The organism is Streptomyces sp. NBC_01450 (genome assembly GCF_036227505.1).
Taxonomy (GTDB): Bacteria; Actinomycetota; Actinomycetes; order Streptomycetales; family Streptomycetaceae; genus Streptomyces.
This window is the reverse complement of sequence record NZ_CP109481.1, coordinates 1944876-1964241: the sequence shown is the minus strand read 5'-3', so window position 1 is coordinate 1964241 and position 19366 is coordinate 1944876. Positions and strand designations below refer to the sequence as shown.

Here is a 19366-nt window from a genome sequence, read left to right as displayed (position 1 = left end):
TCCGGAGCAGTCGCGGGAAGGACTTCACCCTAGCCCCCGAACGATGATCGGATCCGGCCCTGAAACGACCTCAACGCCGTCTCGGCCAAGCCCTTCCCGGGTGACCTCGCACTCTTGCGGAACGAAGTCGAAACGCTTCTCGGCGTGGCGGCTCGTCGCGTGTCGACGGCGATCTTCAGAAGCCCGACACAGCCCGGAACGCCTCAGCCAGTGAGCGTTGCGAGGGTGCCGCCGACATCTCACGAGAGTGGCTGATTTCAGCCGTCCTGCCAGATCTTTCCAGGTATCTGTAATCAGGCGGGGTGCATGCCCGATCTGCGTGCCTGCGAACGCTCCACCTGCGTTCCCGGACAGGGCGTAGCGCTGAGCCGACCACAAGGACTCCCGCACCACCCAGCGGCGCGGCGATACCCCAAGGGGCGCATTCCGTCACCGGACAGGCAGCCTGGATGCAGCATGACGCCCCAGGTCCGCCGTCCGAGCCCGGGGCGTCGGTCACTCGCCGCCCTTCTCGAGCGGCCAGGCGCCGACCGTCCCGCCCCACTCGCGTGTTCGGGGCGCGCCTACAGGTCGAAGTCGAGGTGCTGGATGTCGGTGAAGCGGACCTCCTCCAGGCTGCCTGCGCGGCGGCCGCCGTCCTGGAAGTACACCTCCTTGAGCGCTTCGGCGGCGATCTCCCGCAGGCGGTCGTCGCCGGCGCCCTGTTCCTGGGCGTCGAAGAGGCGGGCGGCGTAGCGGGGCGGCAGTGCGACGGTCAGGTGCCGGATGCGGTCCTGGTCCGTGGACCCGATCGGCGCGGTGTAGCCGAGGCGGGCGCGGGTGTCGATGATGATGCCGCCGGTGGTCGCCGCCTTCTCGCGGGCCTTCGCCCGGATCTGCGGCTGCCACCGCTTCTTCACCTCGCTCTCCAGCCGGGCGGCGAGGTCCGGACGTGGCTTCTTGATCTGGTTCTTCACGTACCGCTCGACGGTGCGCTGGGAGATCCGCAGCAACTGGGCGACCGCCTTGGTGCCCTTGAGCTGTTTGACCAGATACCGCATCTGCGCGCCCGCGCTCTTGGGCGCCGGACGGGTGAACGCCTTCTGCACCGCGGCTTCCAGGCCGTCCCCGAACACACTCATGCCTGCCTACTCCCCGCTGTCGGCGTTGGTGACGGTGCCGTCCTTGATGTACCGGGCGAGGTTGAGCTCGGGGGCGTCGAACTGCTCGCGGACGCCCTCGCCCCACAGCACGCTCTGGGTGCCCTCCCACTTGACCAGGCCCGGGTTCACTCCCAGCTTGAAGCCGCCCGGCAGCGGCTTGCCGTCCCGGTAGGGCAGGAAGTCCAGCGGGCTCTCGCCGTCGGCCGCGTACACGACGCAGTCGGAGAGGATCGCCACCGGGTACTGGCCGGTGAACGCCGCGTGCTTGAGCAGCTTCCGGTGGAGGTTGATCCGTGTGCGGGAGATGACCGCCGCACGAATGTCCGGCCGCCAGGTGGGCCGGGACAGCGCCCGCCACGGCTCGCCGGGCTTCCAGCCTTCGCCCCGGGGCCGCTCGCGCAGCTTGCCCAAGCCGCCCTTGACCGTCGCCTTGACCGCGGACACCACGATCGCCAGCTCCGGGTCACGGTTGCGGTAGCCGTCCATCGCCACCAGGAATTCGGCCGGGGAAAGGTCCGCGTCGACTCCGAGGTCGGCCATCGTGGCGAGGTAGGCGTCGCGCAGCCGGTTGTACCAGGCGTCCAGGTAGCGGCCGTTGTCGTAGCGCACCCACGCCTCGACCGGCGCGACGTCGTACCCGAGCTCCAGCGCGTACGCCACGGTGGGCGTCGCGTACCAGGCCGGTCCCGTCGGGCGCTCGCCCTTCGGCGTGAACGGGCTCGGCAGCAGGCTGCCGTCCAGCTCCACCCACTCCTTGCCGACCTTCACGCGGGACAGGTCGACGTGGGACAGGTCGACCAGCCACGAGCCGGGCAGCTTCGGGTCGAACACCGGGTTCTTGACCTGCGTCGGCTCACCGAGGCCGACGGTCAGGCCGTTGGCTCCGGCAGCGAAGGCCATGTTCACGTCGATGCCCACCAAGTGCCGCTTGGTGCATTCGGCGTCGGTGAGCGGGCGCGCCCAGTCGTACGCCTCCTCGAACAGCTTCTCGCCGGGGCCGCGGACGTGGAAGCGAGGCAGGTCCTTGAGCACCGGGTGCCCGTCCGGGGCTTCGCACGGCGCGCAGTCCACCGGGTGCTCGCCCAGGGAGCCCGGCGTCTTGACGTCCGCTTTCCGGAACGCGCCGGTGGCTTCGTCGCGCACGGCGTGGGTCGGCGGGTGCAGGGCGGTCATGAGTTCCAGGCCGGTCACGGCGGTGGAGCCGCGCGGCGTCATCACCCGGGACGCGTACACGCCCAGGAGCCGGGCGAGTTCGGCCGGCGGGAGCTGCCCGGCCTCGCCCCAGTGGCGGGTGTCGAGCGCGTTCCAGGACGGGATGCACAGCTGGACGCAGGCCCGCTCCGAGCCCTGCGCCGGACGGTAGATCCGCGCCCACGGCCCGAACCCGCGCTTCGTCAACTTCCAGTCCGCGCGGACCAGCTGCTTGATGACCTTGTGGCCCTCCGGGATCCGCCCGGCGAGCCGCTCTTCCTCCGTGAGGGCGACCGGCAGGCCGTAGCGCTCCAGCGCGGCCTCGGTGAGTACGAGCAGCGGGTCGGCGTCCTTGCCCGGGCCGGACAGCTTCGGCTGCCCGAGCCTGGCCTCCTTGAGGGTCCAGTCGACCAGCGCCGGGATCGACTTGGCGGGCACGTCCAGAACCAGGCCGCCCACACAGTACGCGAGGACCTGGCCGTCTTCGACGTCGACCACGGCGAGCGGGCCGTTCTCGAAGCGCGGGTCGACGCCTGCCGGAGTGTTCGCCGGGGCCGCCTTCTTCACGCCCGGGCGGCGCGATGTCGCCGACGGCCTGACGGCGCGCACCGGAGGGGACGCGGCGGCCGGAGCCGCGGTCTTGGCGGGGCGGGGCCGGGTGTTCTCTTCAGCTGGCAGGGCCGCAGCCTCGGGCGCCGGATGTGTGGACACAGCCCGCGCCTCCGCCGGGGCGGGGACGCCGGTGGACGTCTCACGCACCGCCGTGTCCCGCACGGGCACGGCCGCGTCGGGAACCGTCGGGAAGCGCGCCGCCAGGCCGTCCAGGAGCCGGGCGTAGGCGGCTCGCTTCGGAGGTCGGGGTTCGCTGCGGCCGGTCTCCCAGTTGCCGACGGATTCCCGCCGGGCATCCAGTGCCTTGGCGATCTGCCCCTGGCTGAGACCTGCGGCTTCCCGTAGACGCTTGCGCTCCGCCGGGGGCGGCAGGGGGTCCTGGGCGACCTGTTCCAGCAGTGCGTCGACCGCGCCGAAAAGCGCCTCTTCCTCGTTGGGCACAGCGCTCACCTCCGCACCCATGCTACCTCAATCACTCATTGATTCCCCCTCGATTTAACGTCGATCGCTCACCCGGCACCTCCAGCACCGACAGCGCCCTCTCCCAGTTCCTCGTCCCGCTCCCCCAGCGTGTGCCCATGCACGCGTGCGTGAAAATAGTCGCTGGTGACCGTCATCGATCTACGGACGGGTGTGTCCGCGGCACGGTGCACGGTGCAGCGGGGGCCTCAGCTCCCGGTCGGACCCGCGGCCGCCTTGCGCAGCGGCGGCACGAACGCCAGGGCCAGCAGCGACAGGAGCAGGTTGAGGACCAGCGTCACGGTGAACGCGTGGGCGTATGCGTGCGGGGACGAGGCGGCGTCGAGCGTGCTGAAGTAGAGCAGGCCGACCAGCGCGATCCCGAGGGACATGCCGAACTGCCCCACCGTCTCCAGTACTCCGGCGGCACTGCCCGCCTCCTGCGGCGGCACATCGGCCAGCGCGGCGCCCAGCAGGGGGCTCACCCCCAGGCCCTGGCCCACGCCGATGACGACGAGGGCGGGAATCAGGAGCGGGCCGGTGAGGTCGTCGCCCGCGGCGAGCGAGGTCAGCAACAACAGCAGATAGCCCAGGGCGTTGAGTCCGTAGCCCGCGGTCAGCGCATGCAGTCCGAGCCGGGCGGACACCCTCGGCACGACCAGGGAGACCGTGGTGAAGGCGACTGCCAGCGGGGCGAAGAGAAGGCCGGCCTGCAGGGCCGAGTAGCCGAGGCCGCTCTGCAGCTGGACGGCGAGCACGAAGAACAGTCCGGCGTTCGAGGCGAAGAAGGCGAGGAAGACCGCGTTGCCCGAGCGGTAGCCGCGCAGCCGCAGCAGCCCGGGGGCGACGAGTGGCTGGCCGCCGTCCGCGGCCAGTTTGCGTTCCCACAGGCCGAACACGGCGAAGAACGGCACCGACAGGCCCATCAGGGCGAAGCACCACCAGGGCCAGTCGGCGGTGCGTCCTTCGGCGAGCGGGAAGGACAGCAGGAGCAGTGCGAGGGTGAGCAGGCCCACGCCGGGCACATCGAGGCGGGGGCGGGCGCGGCGGCCGGCCTCGACGCCGGGCATGGTGGCCGCGGCGCCGGCGATGACCACCAGGCCCAGCGGCACGTTGACCAGGAAGATGGGACGCCAGCCCCATCCGAACAGATCCGCCCGGACCAGGACACCGCCGATCAACTGGCCGGTGATGGCGGCCAGTCCGATGGTGACGCCGAAGAGCGCGAGGGCGCGCTCGCGCCGTGCCCCCTCGAAGGTGGTCTGGATGACGGAGAGGATCTGCGGGAAGAACAGGGCGGCGGAGAGGCCCTGGACACATCGGAAGGCGATCAGCGATCCCATGCCGGGTGCGCTGCCGCAGGCGAGCGAGGCGGCGGTGAACAGTCCCAGACCGGCCAGGAACATCCGTTTGTGGCCGACGATGTCGCCGAGCCGGCCGCCGGTCACCAGGAAGAGCCCGTACACCAGGATGTAGCCGCCGACGGTCATCTCCACCGCCGACACCGACGCGTCGAGGTCGCTGCGCAGGGACGGGACGGCGACGTTGACGATGTACGAGTCCATCATCGCCATGAAGGTCGCCGCCATGGCCACCAGGAGCACGCCGCGCCGCCGCGCCGCGGGCGGCGGCGCCAGGGCAGCCGCGGCGGGCGCCGGTGAGGCCGCGCCGGGGTCGGTGGCCACGGACACGGACACGGACCGCTCGTCCTGCATCGCTGGTCCTGCTCTCCTCGAAGGGGACGGCCGAGCACCTCGCGTGACGACGCTAGCCCACCGGAGCAAAGGCATTCCCATGGATCGGGCCGGGCACAGCGGACCTCCAGGCGGTCTCGAGCACGGCTCCTGCGAGCCTCAGGGCGGCTTTGACACATTCGGGATGCCCGCGGGGGAACCGGCGGGCTCGGGTCAGGGCCTCGGACAGGAGAGTCGCGCGGTATGCCACACACCAAGCCGGACACACGCCTGCCTCTGACGTCGGCCCAGCGGGGGATCTGGACGGCGCAGATGATGGATCCGGGCAACCCCCGCTACCACTGCGCGAGTTACCTGGAGATCCGCGGCCACGTCGACGCCGCCCTGCTCGGCCGTGCGGTGTGTACGGCACTGGAGGAGGCCGAGACCCTGCGGGTACGGTTCGAGCTCCTCGAGGGCCCGGACGACGGGGACGCGCCGGTGCAGGTCGTCACCGAAGGGGCCGATGGCTGCCTGGAGTTCCTCGACGTCTCGGATGCCGCTGAACCGCGTACGACGGCTGTCGACTGGATGCGCGCGGACCTGTCGCGGCCGGTGGAACTGACCCGTGGTCCGCTGGTGCGGCACGTCCTGATCCGGGAGTCCGCGAACAGCACGCTGCTGTACCTGCGTTACCACCACATCCTCATGGACGGGCTCGGCCAGAGCATCCATCTGCGGCGCGTCGCCGAGCTCTACACGGCCTACGCGGCCCGGACAGATCCCGCGGCCTCACGCACCCTGTCGCTGCGCGACCTGGTCGACGCGGACCTCGCCTACGCCGAATCCGCGGCACACCGGCGCGACCGCGCGTACTGGCGCGAGCGGTTCAGGCAGTGCCCCGAGCCGGTGAGCCTCGGGCAGCGCACCACGGCGCAGGCCCGCGGGCTGCTGCGGCACACCACCGACCTGCCCGAGGCGGACGTCGCCCGGCTGCGGACCGTGGCCGACGAACTGGGGGTCCGCACGTCCGCGGTCCTCGTCGCGGCCGTGGCCGCGTACCAGTGCCGGATCACCTCGGCTCCCCGTACCCTGCTGCGGATCCCGCTGCCCGCCCGCCCCTTCGCGGCAGCGGTGACGACGCCGGCGATGTGGGCCAACGAGGTGCCGGTGCCGTTCGAGGCGCCACGCACCGACACCTTCGCGGAACTGGTCGCGCGGACCGCGGGCGAGCTCGGCCGTACGCTGCGCCACCAGCGCCTGCGCGGGGAGGAACTGTGGCGCGAGGTGCTCCGGGACGGTCCGCGGGGCCGCCCGGGCGGCACGACGGTCAATGTCGTGACCTTCGACTCCGACCTGGTCTTCGCGGGTCTGCCGAGCATCGCGCACCATGTGTCCTCCGGGCCTGTGGACGATCTCCAGCTGGACTTCTTCTGCGACCCCCGCACCACACGCGTGCGGCTGAACGTCGACGCCAACCCGCAGTGCCACGACGTCGGCGCACCGGCCACGCACAGTCGGCGGCTGCTGGCCCTGCTGCGCCACGCCCTCCGCGAGCCCCGTCTCACCCTGGGCGGCCTCACGGTGATGGACGACGCCGAGCGGGCCCACGTGCTCGCCCGGTCCGCACCCCGGGTCCGCGACTACGACCTCGGCACGCCGCTGAGCGGCCTGGTCGAGGCGCAGGCCGCGCGCACCCCCGACGCGGTGGCCGCCGAGGTGTCCGGCGCGTCCTTGACGTACGGCGAACTCGTCGGCCGGGCCCGTCGGCTCGCGGCCCTCCTCGGCGAGCGGGGCGTGGCCCGGGGAAGTGTCGTCGGTGTGTGCCAGGAGCGCTCCCTGGACCTGGTGGTCTCCCTGCTGGGTGTGCTCATGTCGGGCGCCGCGTATCTGCCGCTGGACCCCGAACTGCCCGCCGCGCGGCTCGAATTCCAGGTCGCGGACGCCGGGGTGCGGACCGTGCTGAGCTGCTCGCGGCTGGCCGACCGGGTGCGGGGGACGGAGGCCGAGGTCGTCGCGGTCGACGAGGTGCTGCCCCTGCGGCCCGCGGCCGCGCCGGGCGCACTGCCCGACGTCCGGCCCACCGACATCGCGTACGTGATCTACACCTCGGGTTCCACCGGCGCGCCCAAGGGTGTGGCCGTGCCACACCGCGGAGTGGTCAACCGGCTGTTGTGGATGCAGGAGGAGTACCGGCTCACGGCCGCGGACCGCGTCCTGCAGAAGACGCCGTTCACCTTCGACGTGTCGGTGTGGGAGTTCTTCTGGCCGCTGATCGCCGGGGCCCGGCTGCATCTGGCGGCGCCGGGCGCCCACCGCGATCCGCGCGCGCTGGCCGCGGCGATGCGGGAACACCGGGTGAGCACCGCGCACTTCGTGCCGCCCATGCTCGACCTGTTCCTCGCGGAGGACACGTCGGCGAAGCTGCCGGACCTGCGCCGAGTGCTCTGCAGCGGCGAAGCACTGCGGCCCGAGACGGTGGCGTCGTTCCTGGCCCGGTACGGGAGCGGGGACGAGGCACCCGCGCTGTTCAACCTCTACGGACCCACCGAGGCGTCGATCGACGTCACGCACTGGCGGTGCGGCACCCGCGACACCCTCGGCCCCGTCCCCATCGGCCGCGCCGTCGCCAACACCAGCCTGTACGTGCTCGAGCCGGGCGGCGAACTGCTGCCCCACGGGGCCGTCGGCGAGCTGTACATCGGCGGCGTCCAGGTCGCGGCCGGCTATCTGGGGCGGCCGGAGCAGACCGCCGAGAAGTTCGTCCCCGACCCGTTCGGGCCGGAAGGTGGCGTGCTCTACCGGACGGGCGACCTCGCGGTGCTGCGCGCGGACGGGGTCCTGGAGTACCGCGGCCGCATCGACCACCAGGTGAAGCTGCACGGCTTCCGCATCGAGCCGGGCGAGATCGAGTCGGCGCTGCTCGCCCTCGACGGGGTCGAGGCCGCCGTCGTGACCGCGCCCCGGCTCGGCGACGGCGGGCGCCGCCTCCTCGCTCACGTCGTGGCCCCCCAGGTCACGCCAGAGGAGCTGACACAGGCCCTTGCCGCGCGCCTGCCCGCGTACATGGTGCCGTCGGCCGTCGTACCGCTGGAGGCGCTGCCCCTGTTGCCGAACGGCAAGGTGGACCGCCACTCCCTGCCCGCCCCCGCCGCGGATCCGCTGCCGTCTCCCGGCGGGGAACCCGGTATCGCGGACGCGGTGGAACAGCTGGTGCACAATGCCTTCGCCGAAGCCCTGGACGTGGCCGGCGTCGACCCCGACGTGTCGTTCTTCGCGCTCGGCGGCGACTCCCTCACGAGCATCCGCATGCGGACCCGCCTCGAACGCTGTGGTCGCACCTTCACCCTCCAGGACCTGTACGACGCCCCGACGGTACGGGCGCTCGCCCCGCACACCCGGCCCCACACGCCCGGGCGGGCGCACCCCGGCCCGTTCTCGCTGCTGTCGGACGCCGACCGGGCGCTGCTGCCGCCGGGGCTCGACGACGCGTATCCGCTGAGCTCGATGCAGTCGGGCATGGTGTTCCACGCGGCGTACGAGGAGGCCTCATCCGTCTATCGCGTGGTGACCAGCATCCGCATCCAACTCCCTTGTGACGCCGCCGTGTTGCGCGCGGCCCTGGACGGCACCGTCCGCCGCCACCCGACTCTGCGCAGCTCCGTCCACCTGACGGGCTACAGCGAGCCGCTGCAGCTGGTGCACCGGGACGCGCGGGTGCCGCTCGACGTGGACGAGTCACTGCGCGGCGCGAACCCGGAGGAACAAGACCGGCGGCTGCGCGCCTGGGCCGGGTCCGCGAAGCAGCACGACTTCGACCTCACGAAGGCCCCGCTGCTGGCCTGCACCGCCCACCCTCTCGACGACGGCGCGTTCCAGCTGTCCGTGGTCGAACACCATGTCGCGCTCGACGGGTGGAGCGACGCCGCCATGCTCGACGAGATCGTGGAGCGCTACCGGGCCGCGCTCGGCGGCGAGGACCTGTGGCTGCCCGAAGTGCGCTCCACCTTCCGGGACTTCGTCGCCGCCGAACGCGAGGCCGTCGCGGACGAGGAGCATCGCGCCTTTTGGGCACAGGAGTTGGCGGGCGTCGAGGCCGCGCCGCTGCCCGTGCGGGAGGCGCGGCGGACGGCGCGGGCCCGGCCCCGGCGGTTCGACGTGAGTCTCGACGGGGCGACGGGGGCCAGGATCATAGCGGCCGCGCGGGCCGCCGCGCTGCCGCCCAAGTCGCTGCTGGCCGCCGCTCACGCGGTGGTCCTGGGCAGTGTGACGCCCGCGGCCGAGATCCTGACCGGGGTCGTCACCCACGGCCGCATGGAGGAGGACGGCGGCGACCAGGCCATCGGGGTCTTCCTCAACACGCTGCCGCTGCGGCTGCCGGCCGCGCGCGGCGCATCGTGGATTCAGCTGGCCGGGCAGGTGCACGCCCACGAGCGGCGCACTGCGGCGCATCGCCGCTATCCGTACGCGCAGATCCTGCGCGAGCACCAGGGTCTGTCCCTGGACTCGTACGTCAACTTCATGGACTTCCACCAGCAGTGGGGGGCCGGCCACCTGGTCCACAGCGGCTTCGGTGTCGCCGAGACGAACTACCCGCTGGCGGCGAACTTCCTCGTCGACCCGGCCGGCGGGCGCCTCGCCCTGTGGCTGGACTGCGATCTGTCCGTTCTCGAGGAGGAGTTCTGCGGGCGGCTCGCCGGCTACTACCAGCGGGCCCTGACCGCCCTCGCCGCCGATGTGCACGCCCCGCCCCCGGACGACCTGCGCGGCGCGGCGGAGCTGAGCTGCCAGCGCGCGTGGAACGACACGACCGTCCCCTACGACGATCAGGCCACGGTCGACCGGCTGATCTCCCGCCGGATCGAGGCGTCGCCGGGGGCCGTGGCCCTCCATGACGGGAGCGAACCCCTTGGCTACGGGGAGCTGGACGCGCGGGCCAACCGGCTCGCCCGGCAGCTGCGCTCGCTCGGCGTGGGGCGCGGCAGCCGTGTCGGGGTGAGTGTGCGCCGCTCGGCCGCGCTCGTGGTGAGCCTGCTCGCCGTCGTGCGCAGCGGTGCCGCGTACGTCCCGATGGACCCGGATTTCCCCGCGGAGCGGCTGCGTCACATCGCCGAGGACGCCGTCCTGGACTGCCTGGTGGTGGGCCCGGGCGGCCCCGAGGGGCTGCCGGCGCGCGCCGTGGTCCGCCTCGCCGAGGACGCGGACGCGATCGCCGCGCACTGCGCCGAGCCGCTCGAGGAGGTGGCCGGCCCGAACGACCCGGTGTACGTCATCTACACCTCCGGGTCCACCGGCCGTCCCAAGGGCACGGTGGTGCTCCACCGCAACGTGGTGAACTTCTTCGTCGGCATGGACCGTGCCGTCGGCCTGAGCGCCGACGACGTGGTGCTGGCGCTCACCAGCGTCTCCTTCGACATCTCCGTCCTGGAACTGCTGTGGCCGTTGAGCCGTGGCGCGTCGGTCGTGGTGGGCGGTGAGCGGATGATCGAACGGCTCACCCCCGCGGACGGCGAGGGCTGCCTCACCGATCTCGTGGCACGGCACGGTGTCACCCTGCTGCAGGCGACCCCGTCGTTCCTGGCGGCGGTGGCCGCGCAGCCCCAGGCCCTGAAGTGCCTGCGTCCGCTGCGCGCGCTGCTGGTGGGCGGCGAGGTGTTCCCCTCCGGCCTGGCCCGGCGGCTGCTGGCCGCGCTGCCGTCGGTACGGGTGTGCAACATGTACGGGCCGACCGAGACCACGATCTGGTCCACGGTCCACGAACTCGACCGGGACCGCGACCCGCACGCGGCGGCGCTGCCGATCGGCCGCCCCCTCGCCAATACCACGGTGCACATCGTGGCGGACGACGGACGGCACGTGCCGATCGGTGTCGCCGGCGAGCTGTGGATAGGCGGGGACGGGGTGGCCGCCGGCTATCACGAGCAGGCCGAGCTGACGGCGCAGCGGTTCGTCGCCGGGCCCGGTGGCCGCGTCTACCGGACCGGGGACCGGGTGCGCCGACGGGCCGACGGCGCGCTGGAGTTCCTCGGCCGCGTCGACCGGCAGGTGAAGATTCTCGGGCACCGGATCGAGCCCGACGAGGTGGAGAGCGTCCTGTCCCGGCACCCGGAGGTCGCCGCCGTCGCGGTCGTCGCCGCTGAACGCTTCGACGGCACCGCCGAACTCGTCTCCTACGTCGCCCCCGTCTCCCCGGGAGCGAGCGACACACAGACCCTGTCGCACCTGGAGCGCTGGCGCGACGTGTGGGAGGGGGCGTACGTGCCGGACGACGGGGTCGCCGGCGACTTCGACGGCTGGCTGAGCAGCTACACCCAACGGCCCCTGCCCGAGGCGGAGATGGACGAGTGGCTCGCGCGCACCCTGGAGCGGATCCGCGCGACCGGCCCGCGCAGGGTGGTCGACGTCGGGGTCGGCGTCGGCCTGTACCTGCGCGAACTCGCCCCGGGCGCGGCGTCGTACCTGGGCATCGACCTGTCCGCCACGGCCCTGTCCAGGGCCGCCGCGCAGGTGGGCGCAGGCGGCAGGCTGCCCGACCACATCACGCTGCGCCAGGGCGACGCCACGCTCCTGGCGAAGCTGCCCGACGGCAGTGCCGATCTGGTCCTGTTCAACTCCGTGGTGCAGTACTTCCCGAGCTCCGGGTATCTGCGCCGCGTGCTCACCGACGCGCTGCGGGTGGCGGGGCCGGCCGGTGCCGTCTTCATCGGCGACGTACGCGACCTCGCCCTGCTGCCGGCCTTCCACGCCGACACGCAGGTGCGCCGCTCCCCCGCCCTCAGCCCGGCCCGGGAGGTGGCGGCGGCCGCCGCACGGGCCCTGGCGGAGGAGCGGGAACTGTGCCTGAGTACCGGCTTCTTCACCGAGTTCGCCGCGGCGACGGGCACCGGCGTACGCATCGAGCTCAAGCGGGGCCACAGCACGAACGAACTCACCCGGTTCCGCTGGGACGTGACGCTGTACGGCCCGCACCACGCACAGCGCCCGGGCCCCGGCGCCGAGGGCGTGGAGCTGGCCTGGAGCCAGATCGGCGACGAGGCGAAACTGGCCGAACTCCTCACCGGCACCGGCCCCGACCGGGCGCTGACCGTCACCGGGCTACCGGACCGACGGCTGCTGCGGCCGCTGACGGCCCTGACGGCGCTCGGCGGCGGGGCAGGCGGGGACCTCACCGCCTGGGACGTGGAGCGGTCCCTGTGGGAGGCGAACGCGGACGCCACGGTCCATCCGGAGGACATCGCGTCGCTGGCCGCCGCGCACGGGCGCGTGGTGCGCCTGTGTCCCCCGCCGCCGGACCGCGTGGGTGAGTTCGACGCGGTCTTCGAGCCCGCATCCGCCGTATCGGTCCCGTCCGAGCACCGGGAGCATCCAGCGCCATGAACGCATCCCTCCCCAAGACGTCCAACGCACCCCTGACACAGGCGGCGTGGGCCGAACTCCGTGCCCGGCTGCGGGACTTCGCCGCACGGGAGCTGCCCGACGCGATGATTCCGTCCCGGTTCGTCGTGCTGCCCGAGCTGCCCCGGCTGCCCAACGGGAAGGTGGACCGCTCCCGGCTGCCCGCGGTCACCGGCGAGGAGACGGCGGCGACCGCGTACGTCGCGCCGTCGACGCCCCAGCAGACGCAGATCGCCGGCGTGTGGGCGGACGTCCTCGGCATCGGCCGGGTCGGTGTCAAGGACAACTTCTTCGAGCTGGGCGGCGATTCCCTCACGGCGGCGCAGATGGCGGCGCGCCTGCGGGAGGCCACCGGCGTGCGGCTCGGGGTGCGCGAGCTGTTCGACCACCCGACGGTGGAGGGGCTCGCCCGCCGCCTGTCCGCCCGCGTCCCCGCGGCGGCCGTGGGCGGCACCGGGCACGCCCGGTCGCTCGCGGCCCGCGAACTGGCCGCCGAGGCCGTGCTCCCGGCGGACATCGCCCCGCAGCCGGGCGCGCTCCCCGCCGCCCCCGCCCCCTACCGCAGCATCCTGGTGACCGGCGGGACCGGCTACACCGGCGCCTTCTTGATCCGCGAACTGCTCGACCGCTCCAAGGCCCGCCTGTACGTCCTGGTCCGCGCCGAGAGCCCGCGCCACGCCGAGCGACGTGTGCGGCGGGCGATGGAGTCGTACGGGGTGTGGCGCGCGGGCGACGAGCGGCGGATCACCGGGGTGCCGGGCGACCTCGGCCGGCCCTACCTCGCGCTGGACCGCCCGACGTATCTGCGACTCGCCCGGGACGTGGAGATGATCGTCCACAACGGGGCCTGGTCCAGCTACGCGCTGCCGTACCGCCGCCTGAAACCGGTCAACGTGCTGGGGACGCGGGAGGTGCTGCGGCTCGCCGGCCGGCACCGCGTCAAGCCGGTGCACTACATCTCCTCGCTCGCCGTCTATCCGGGCCGCCCCGGGGACCACCGTTGGGCGGAGGACGCGGCGACCGACCCGCACGGCGTGGTCGGCGGCTACCGGCAGACCAAGTGGGTCGGCGACCGGATGATGGCGCAGGCCCACGAGCGCGGGCTGCCCACGTGCGTGTACCGGCCCGGTCAGATCACCGGCGCCCAGACCACCGGGGCCTGCGCCACCGACACCTTCCTCAACGCGACGCTGAAGGGCTGTATTCAGCTCGGGGCCGCCCTGTCGTTCGATGTCTTCCTGGAGATGACGCCGGTCGACTACTGCGCCGCCGCGGTGGCCCACACGGCGCTCGGCGGCGCGTGGCACGGCACCGCCTTCAACCTGCCGGGCGCACAGCCCCTGGCCTGGGACCGGCTGGTCGACCTGCTGGCCGGGTGCGGATACCCGCTGCGCAGACTCCCCTACGCCCGCTGGTACGCCGAGCTGGCCGCGGCCGCCGAGCGGGGCGAGGACAACGAACTGGTCCGGTTCCTGCCGCTGTTCGGGCCCGAGCTGCCCGCCGACGACCTCGGCTACCGGGGCAGCAGGCCCGTCTTCGACACCGCCAATCTGCGAGCGGCGCTCGCGGGTTCGGGCATCGCGTGCGCGGCACCGGAGCGCGAACTGATCGGCCGCTACCTCGACTACTTCGAGGTCCACCGCTTCCTGCCCCCGCGTGCGGAGAGGAACGTCCCGTGACCCTCAAGAGCCTGCCGCAGGAGCGCAGCGCCCTGCACCTGCTGCGCCGCCGGGCCGCCGAGCGCCCCGGCCGCGTCGCCGTCACCTTCGTACACGACCCGGACGCGCCGGACGGCGCCCGCGCCCTCACCTACGCCCAACTGGACGCCGAGGCCCGCCGGGTGGCCGCCGGGCTGCAGCGGACCTGCCGCCCCGGCGACCGCGTGCTGCTGCTGCACCCGCCGGGCCTGCCGTTCGTCACGGCGTTCCTCGGCTGCCTGTACGCCGGCGTGGTCGCGGTGCCCTCGCCCATGCCGGGCCAGTTCCAGTACCAGCAGCGCAGGGTCACCCGCATCGCCCAGGACGCGCGGGTGCGCCTCGCCCTGACCGACACGGGCCAGCTGGCCGAGGTGCGGCAGTGGATCGCGGCCGAGGCGCTCGCGCTGCCCGCCGAGGCGAGCGACGCCGACGGCTTCGGCGACACCGACCGGTGGCACGACCCCGGGCCGTGCGCCACGGATCTCGCCCTGCTGCAGTACACCTCCGGGTCGACCGGCGACCCCAAGGGCGTCATGGTCGACCACGGCAATCTGCTGCACAACGCGGAGAGTCTGCGCCGCTCGCTGGGCCTGACGCAGGACACCGGCTTCGGCGGCTGGATACCGCTGTACCACGACATGGGGCTGATGGGACAGCTGCTGCCCAGCCTGTTCCTGGGCAGCAGCTGCACGCTGATGTCACCGATGGCGTTCCTCAAGCGCCCGCACCAGTGGCTCGCGCTGATCGACACGTACGACGTCGGCTACTCGGCCGCTCCCGACTTCGCGTACGACCTGTGTGTGCGCCGGGTCACCGACGCGCAGCTGGCCCGACTCGACCTGTCGCGCTGGCGGTTCGCCGCCAACGGGTCCGAGCCGATCCAGGCGTCCACGCTGCGTGCGTTCGCCGAGCGGTTCGCCCCGGCCGGTTTCCGCGCGACCTCCCTCGCGCCCTGCTACGGCATGGCCGAGGCCACCGTCTTCGTCTCGGGCCGCGCCTCGCGGCCGCCGCGTATCGCACCGGTCGACCCCGCGGCCCTGGAGAAGCACGTCCTGGAGGATCCGCGCCCGGGCAGGCCCGCGCGGGAGCTGGTGGGCTGCGGCGACGTGCCCGACCTCGACGTGCGCATCGTCGACCCGACGGGCGGCCGGGTGCTGGCGCCGGGCACGACCGGCGAGATCTGGCTGCGCGGCCCCAGCGTGGCCCGGGGCTACTGGAAGCGGCGGGCGGCGACCACGCAGACGTTCGGGGCGTACACCGCCGACGGCGAGGGGCCGTTCCTGCGCACGGGCGACCTCGGCGGTTTCCTGGACGGCGAGCTCCACGTGACCGGCCGCATCAAGGACCTGCTGATCGTGCACGGCCGCAACCTGTATCCGCAGGACATCGAGCACGAAATGCGCCTGCGACATGCCCCGTTGGCGTCGCTGGCCGGCGCCACGTTCACCGTCGCCGTGCCGCGCGAGAAGGTGGTGGTGACGCACGAGATCCGTGGCCGTTTCGATGTCGGGCAGCTGCAGGAGCTGACCGTGCGGATACGCGCCACGCTCTCGCGCCAGTTCGGGGTGCGCGCGGCCGGTGTGGTCTTGCTGCGCCCGGGCGCGGTCCGCAGGACGACGAGCGGCAAGGTGCAGCGCTCCGAGATGCGCGCTCTGTTCCTCGACGGTGCCCTCACCCCGGTGTACGAGGACCTGGACCCGGCGATCCGGGCGGCGCGGGCGAAGGCGGCGGCATGACCCGGGGGTCGCCGGGTCTGGCCCAGGTGCTGGACGCCGCGCTGGACGCTGCCGCCGGGGCGGGCGGTCCGTTCTCGCCCGCCCGCAGCGCCCGCCTCGACGCCCTGGAGGAGTTTCCCGCCGAGGAGTGCGCACTGCTGGACGCCTGCGGGATCGCGCGCGCGTACGTCCCCGCGGAGCTGGGCGGTGCACCGGGCGGACTGCCCGAACTGGTCGCGTCCCTGCGTACGGTGGCGCGCCGCGATCTGACGGTCGCGGTCGCGCACGGCAAGACGTTCCTGGGCGCGGTGTGCACCTGGATCGCGGGGGACCAGGAGCAGCGCGCCACGCTCGCCCGGCAGGTGCGCGACGAGGGCACGGTGGTCTCCTGGGGCCTGACCGAACCGGGGCGCGGCAGCGACCTGCTGGCCGGGCAGCTGGCGGCGCGGCCGATGCCGGGCGGCGGTTGGCGGCTGTCCGGGGTCAAGTGGCCCGTCAACAACGCCACGCGGGGGCGCCTCATCTGCGTACTGGCCCGTACGTCGCCCGAGGGGGGACCCCGGGGCTTCAGCCTGTTCCTGGTCGACAAGGACCGGCTGCCGGCGGGCAGTTGGCAGCCGTTGCCCAAGGAGCCCACCCACGGCATCCGTGGCGCCGACATCAGCGGGATCCGCTTCGAGGGGGCGCCGGTGCCGAACGCCGCGCTGATCGGCCGGGTCGGTGACGGTGTGGAGACCGTGCTGCGGGCCCTGCAGCTGACCCGGACCGTCTGCGCCTCACTGTCGCTGGGCGCGGGCGACCATGCGCTGCGCCTGGCCTACGCGTTCGCGCGGCAACGCCGCCTGTACGGCGCCACGTTGATCACCCTGCCGCTCGCGCGCCGGGTGCTCGGGCGGGCCGCCGCCTCCCTGGAGCTCGCCCGGGCGGCCTCGCTGGTCGGGGCACGGGCCGCGCACTGTCTGCCCGGCGAGATGAGCGTGGTCTCGGCCCTCGTCAAGGCCGGGGTGCCCCATGTGGTCCAGCAGACCATCGACGAGCTGGCCGAACTCATGGGCGCCCGCGGCTTCCTGGTGAACGGCCACGCCGACGGGATGTTCCAGAAGCTCGAGCGCGACCACCGCGTCGTCGCCGTCTTCGACGGCAGCACGGCGGTGAACCGGGCGGCCCTCGCGGCGCAGTTCCCGACCCTGGCACGGCTGCAGCGCACCGGTGCGCACGACGTGCCCGCACTGGCCGCACTGCGCGGGACGCGAGGCGCGGGGCGGCTGCCCGCCCTGGACCCCGCGGCGCTGCGCCTGACCAGCCGCCGGGGATGCAGTGTGGTGCAGGGGCTGCCGGCGGCGGTGGACCGGCTGGCCCGGCTCGCCCGCGACGGCCTGGTGCCCTCGCGCGCGCACCTCCTGGCACGCGCGGTCCACGAGGAGGCCACCGCCGTCGCCGAGGCCATGGCGGCACTGCCGCCCGCGTCCCGCGCCACACCGGCCGCGGCCTTCGACGTGGCCCGCCGCTACGAGCTGTGCTTCGCGGCTGCGTCGGCCGTCCAGCTGCTGATCCCGCCCGCCCGGGACGCGGCGCGGGCGGTGTGGCTGATGGCCGCGCTGGAGCGTGCGCTCGAGCTCCTGCGGCCCGGCCACGAGGCCCCCGACGACGCCTATGAACCGCTGCTGGTCCCCGCGGCTGCGCCCCCGCCCGCCCGGCGCGACGAGGAGGTCCCGGTCCGATGAGTACGGTCGCACCGGCGCGGACCCCCGGTCTGCCGGGCACGGAGGTCGCGGCGCTGGAGGAACTGTTCGGCCTGGCGGCGCACCCGGCGAATCCGGTGGGCAGCGCGGCCGTGGTCGACGCCGACGAGCGGGGCGAACTGCTCGCACCCGGGGTCGAGCTCCTGGACGTGTTCGGGCTCAACGCGCACTTCGTGCCGGCGGCGCTGGGCGGCCGGTTCACCGGGCTCGAGACCCTGGTGGACGTCCTGCGCACGGTGTACCGGCGCGACCCCTGCCTGGGGCTCGGCTACGGGGCGGGCTCCTTCATGGCCGGCGCCAACGTCTGGACGGCGGGCAGTACCGCGCAGCAGACCTGGCTGGCCGCCCGGCTCCTCGACGGCGGGCCCGCGGCCTGTGCCTACCACGAGCTGGAGCACGGAGGCGACCTGTCCCGCGCCGGGCTCACCGCCCTGCCCGGCGCCGACGGCCGGCTGCGGCTGAACGGGCGCAAGGAGGTGGTGGCCAATCTGCGCCGGGCCCGCACGACGGTGCTGTTCGCCCGCACGGACGCGGCCCCCGGCAGCCGCAGCCACTCCCAGCTCCTGCTCGACACCGAAGCGTGGGACCCACGGCGGGTGCGGCACCTGGAGCGGTTCACGACCGCGGGGATGCGGGGAGTGCCGCTCGGCGGGGCCGAGTTCACCGACTGCGCCGTACCGCACGACAGCGTCGTGGGATACCCCGGGCACGGTGTCGAGACGGCTCTGCGGTCCTTCCAGCTGACGCGGATCGCCCTGCCCGGCATGACGGTCGGGCTGCTCGACACGGCGCTGCGCACCGCGCTGCGCGGCGCCCGCGGACGCCGGCTCTACGGCGCGGCGGCCACGGATCTGCCGCTGTCGCGGAGCATCCTCGCGGAGGCCTTCGCCGACCTGTTGCTGGCGGACATGTTCGTCACCGTGGCCGCCCGCTCGGCGCACACCGCGACAGCCCGGGCCGGGGTGTACGCGGCGGCGGTCAAGGCCCTCGTACCGAAGGTCCTGATGGGGGCGGTCTACCGGCTCTCGGAGCTGCTCGGCTCGCAGTTCTATCTGCGTGGCGGGCCGCAGGCGCTGTTCCAGAAGCTGCTGCGCGATGTGCAGCCGACGGCCTTCGGGCACGCCTCCCGGGTGTCGTGCCTGTCGGCGCTGCTGCCCCAACTGCCGTTGACGGCGCGCCGCGGCTGGGCGGACGGCGAGGCCGCGGAGCTGGACGCGCGGACCTTCACCCCTGGCGAGCCGCTGCCCCCGCTCGCGTTCGCGGACCTGGCCGTGACGGCCGGCGGGCGCGACCCGCTGGCCCGCTCGCTGCTCTCCGGGGCGGCCCGGGCGAGCGCGGACGACGAGTTGCGGGATGCGTCCCGCACCTGGTGCGCCGAACTCGGCGCCCTGGCCGAGGCCACCGCGTCGCTGGGCCGGGCGCCGCTCGGACCCTCCGCCGGGCCGGGCGCCTTCGCTCTCGCCGCCCGCTGGACGGGAGTGCTCGCCGCGTCGGCCTGCCTGAACCTGTGGTGGCACCGGCCGTCCGACGGGGGCGAGGCGGTGCCCGGGCCGCTCGCGGTGCGGGCCTGTCTGCACCGCCTGGGAGCGCACATGGACCACCATCGCGACCCGCTGCCCGCGGCGCTCGCCGAACCGCTGTACGCCGAACTCGTCCGGCGCCTGGACGCCGGGCTCACCTTCGACCTCGGCTGCCGCCCCACCGGGGCCTGACCACGGCCGCCCGACCAGGAACACCCCA

The 19366-nt window shown here is 73.7% G+C and carries 8 protein-coding genes; 5 read left to right on the top strand and 3 right to left on the bottom strand.

Features of this window, described 5'->3' with window-relative positions:
• Nucleotides 1-563: 563 nt before the first annotated feature.
• The 3 genes from tpg to OG568_RS57560 all read right to left on the bottom strand — a co-directional run bounded on the left by tpg (nt 564) and on the right by OG568_RS57560 (nt 5119).
• Nucleotides 564-1121 (bottom strand): telomere-protecting terminal protein Tpg, encoded by a 558-nt coding sequence (gene tpg, locus OG568_RS57570; RefSeq protein ID WP_329537953.1) that lies wholly within the window; start codon nt 1119-1121, stop codon nt 564-566.
• A 6-nt stretch (nt 1122-1127) separates the two neighbouring features.
• Entirely contained in the window at nt 1128-3407 is a 2280-nt protein-coding gene (gene tap / locus OG568_RS57565) for a telomere-associated protein Tap (protein WP_329537952.1), read from the bottom strand.
• A 206-nt stretch (nt 3408-3613) separates the two neighbouring features.
• Nucleotides 3614-5119, bottom strand: a complete 1506-nt coding sequence (locus tag OG568_RS57560) for an MFS transporter (protein WP_329537950.1) — start codon at nt 5117-5119, stop codon at nt 3614-3616.
• Nucleotides 5120-5341: 222 nt separating this feature from the next.
• Between OG568_RS57560 and OG568_RS57555 the strand changes: the two genes are divergently transcribed.
• The 5 genes from OG568_RS57555 to OG568_RS57535 are packed head-to-tail and all read left to right on the top strand — an operon-like array spanning nt 5342 to nt 19338.
• Nucleotides 5342-12454: a non-ribosomal peptide synthetase gene (locus OG568_RS57555; protein WP_329537948.1), complete on the top strand. Its 7113-nt coding sequence runs from the start codon at nt 5342-5344 to the stop codon at nt 12452-12454.
• On the top strand, nt 12451-14151 hold the full coding sequence (locus tag OG568_RS57550; RefSeq protein WP_329537947.1) for a thioester reductase domain-containing protein: 1701 nt from the start codon (nt 12451-12453) through the stop codon (nt 14149-14151). The genes OG568_RS57555 and OG568_RS57550 overlap by 4 nt, the downstream gene beginning before the upstream one ends.
• Nucleotides 14148-15905, top strand: a complete 1758-nt coding sequence (locus OG568_RS57545) for a fatty acyl-AMP ligase (RefSeq protein WP_329537946.1) — start codon at nt 14148-14150, stop codon at nt 15903-15905. The genes OG568_RS57550 and OG568_RS57545 overlap by 4 nt, the downstream gene beginning before the upstream one ends.
• Complete coding sequence (locus OG568_RS57540; protein WP_329537945.1) at nt 15902-17608, top strand: acyl-CoA dehydrogenase; 1707 nt, start codon at nt 15902-15904, stop codon at nt 17606-17608. Before OG568_RS57545 ends, OG568_RS57540 begins: the two co-directional genes overlap by 4 nt.
• Entirely contained in the window at nt 17605-19338 is a 1734-nt protein-coding gene (locus tag OG568_RS57535) for an acyl-CoA dehydrogenase (RefSeq protein ID WP_329537944.1), read from the top strand. The genes OG568_RS57540 and OG568_RS57535 overlap by 4 nt, the downstream gene beginning before the upstream one ends.
• Nucleotides 19339-19366: the final 28 nt, after the last annotated feature.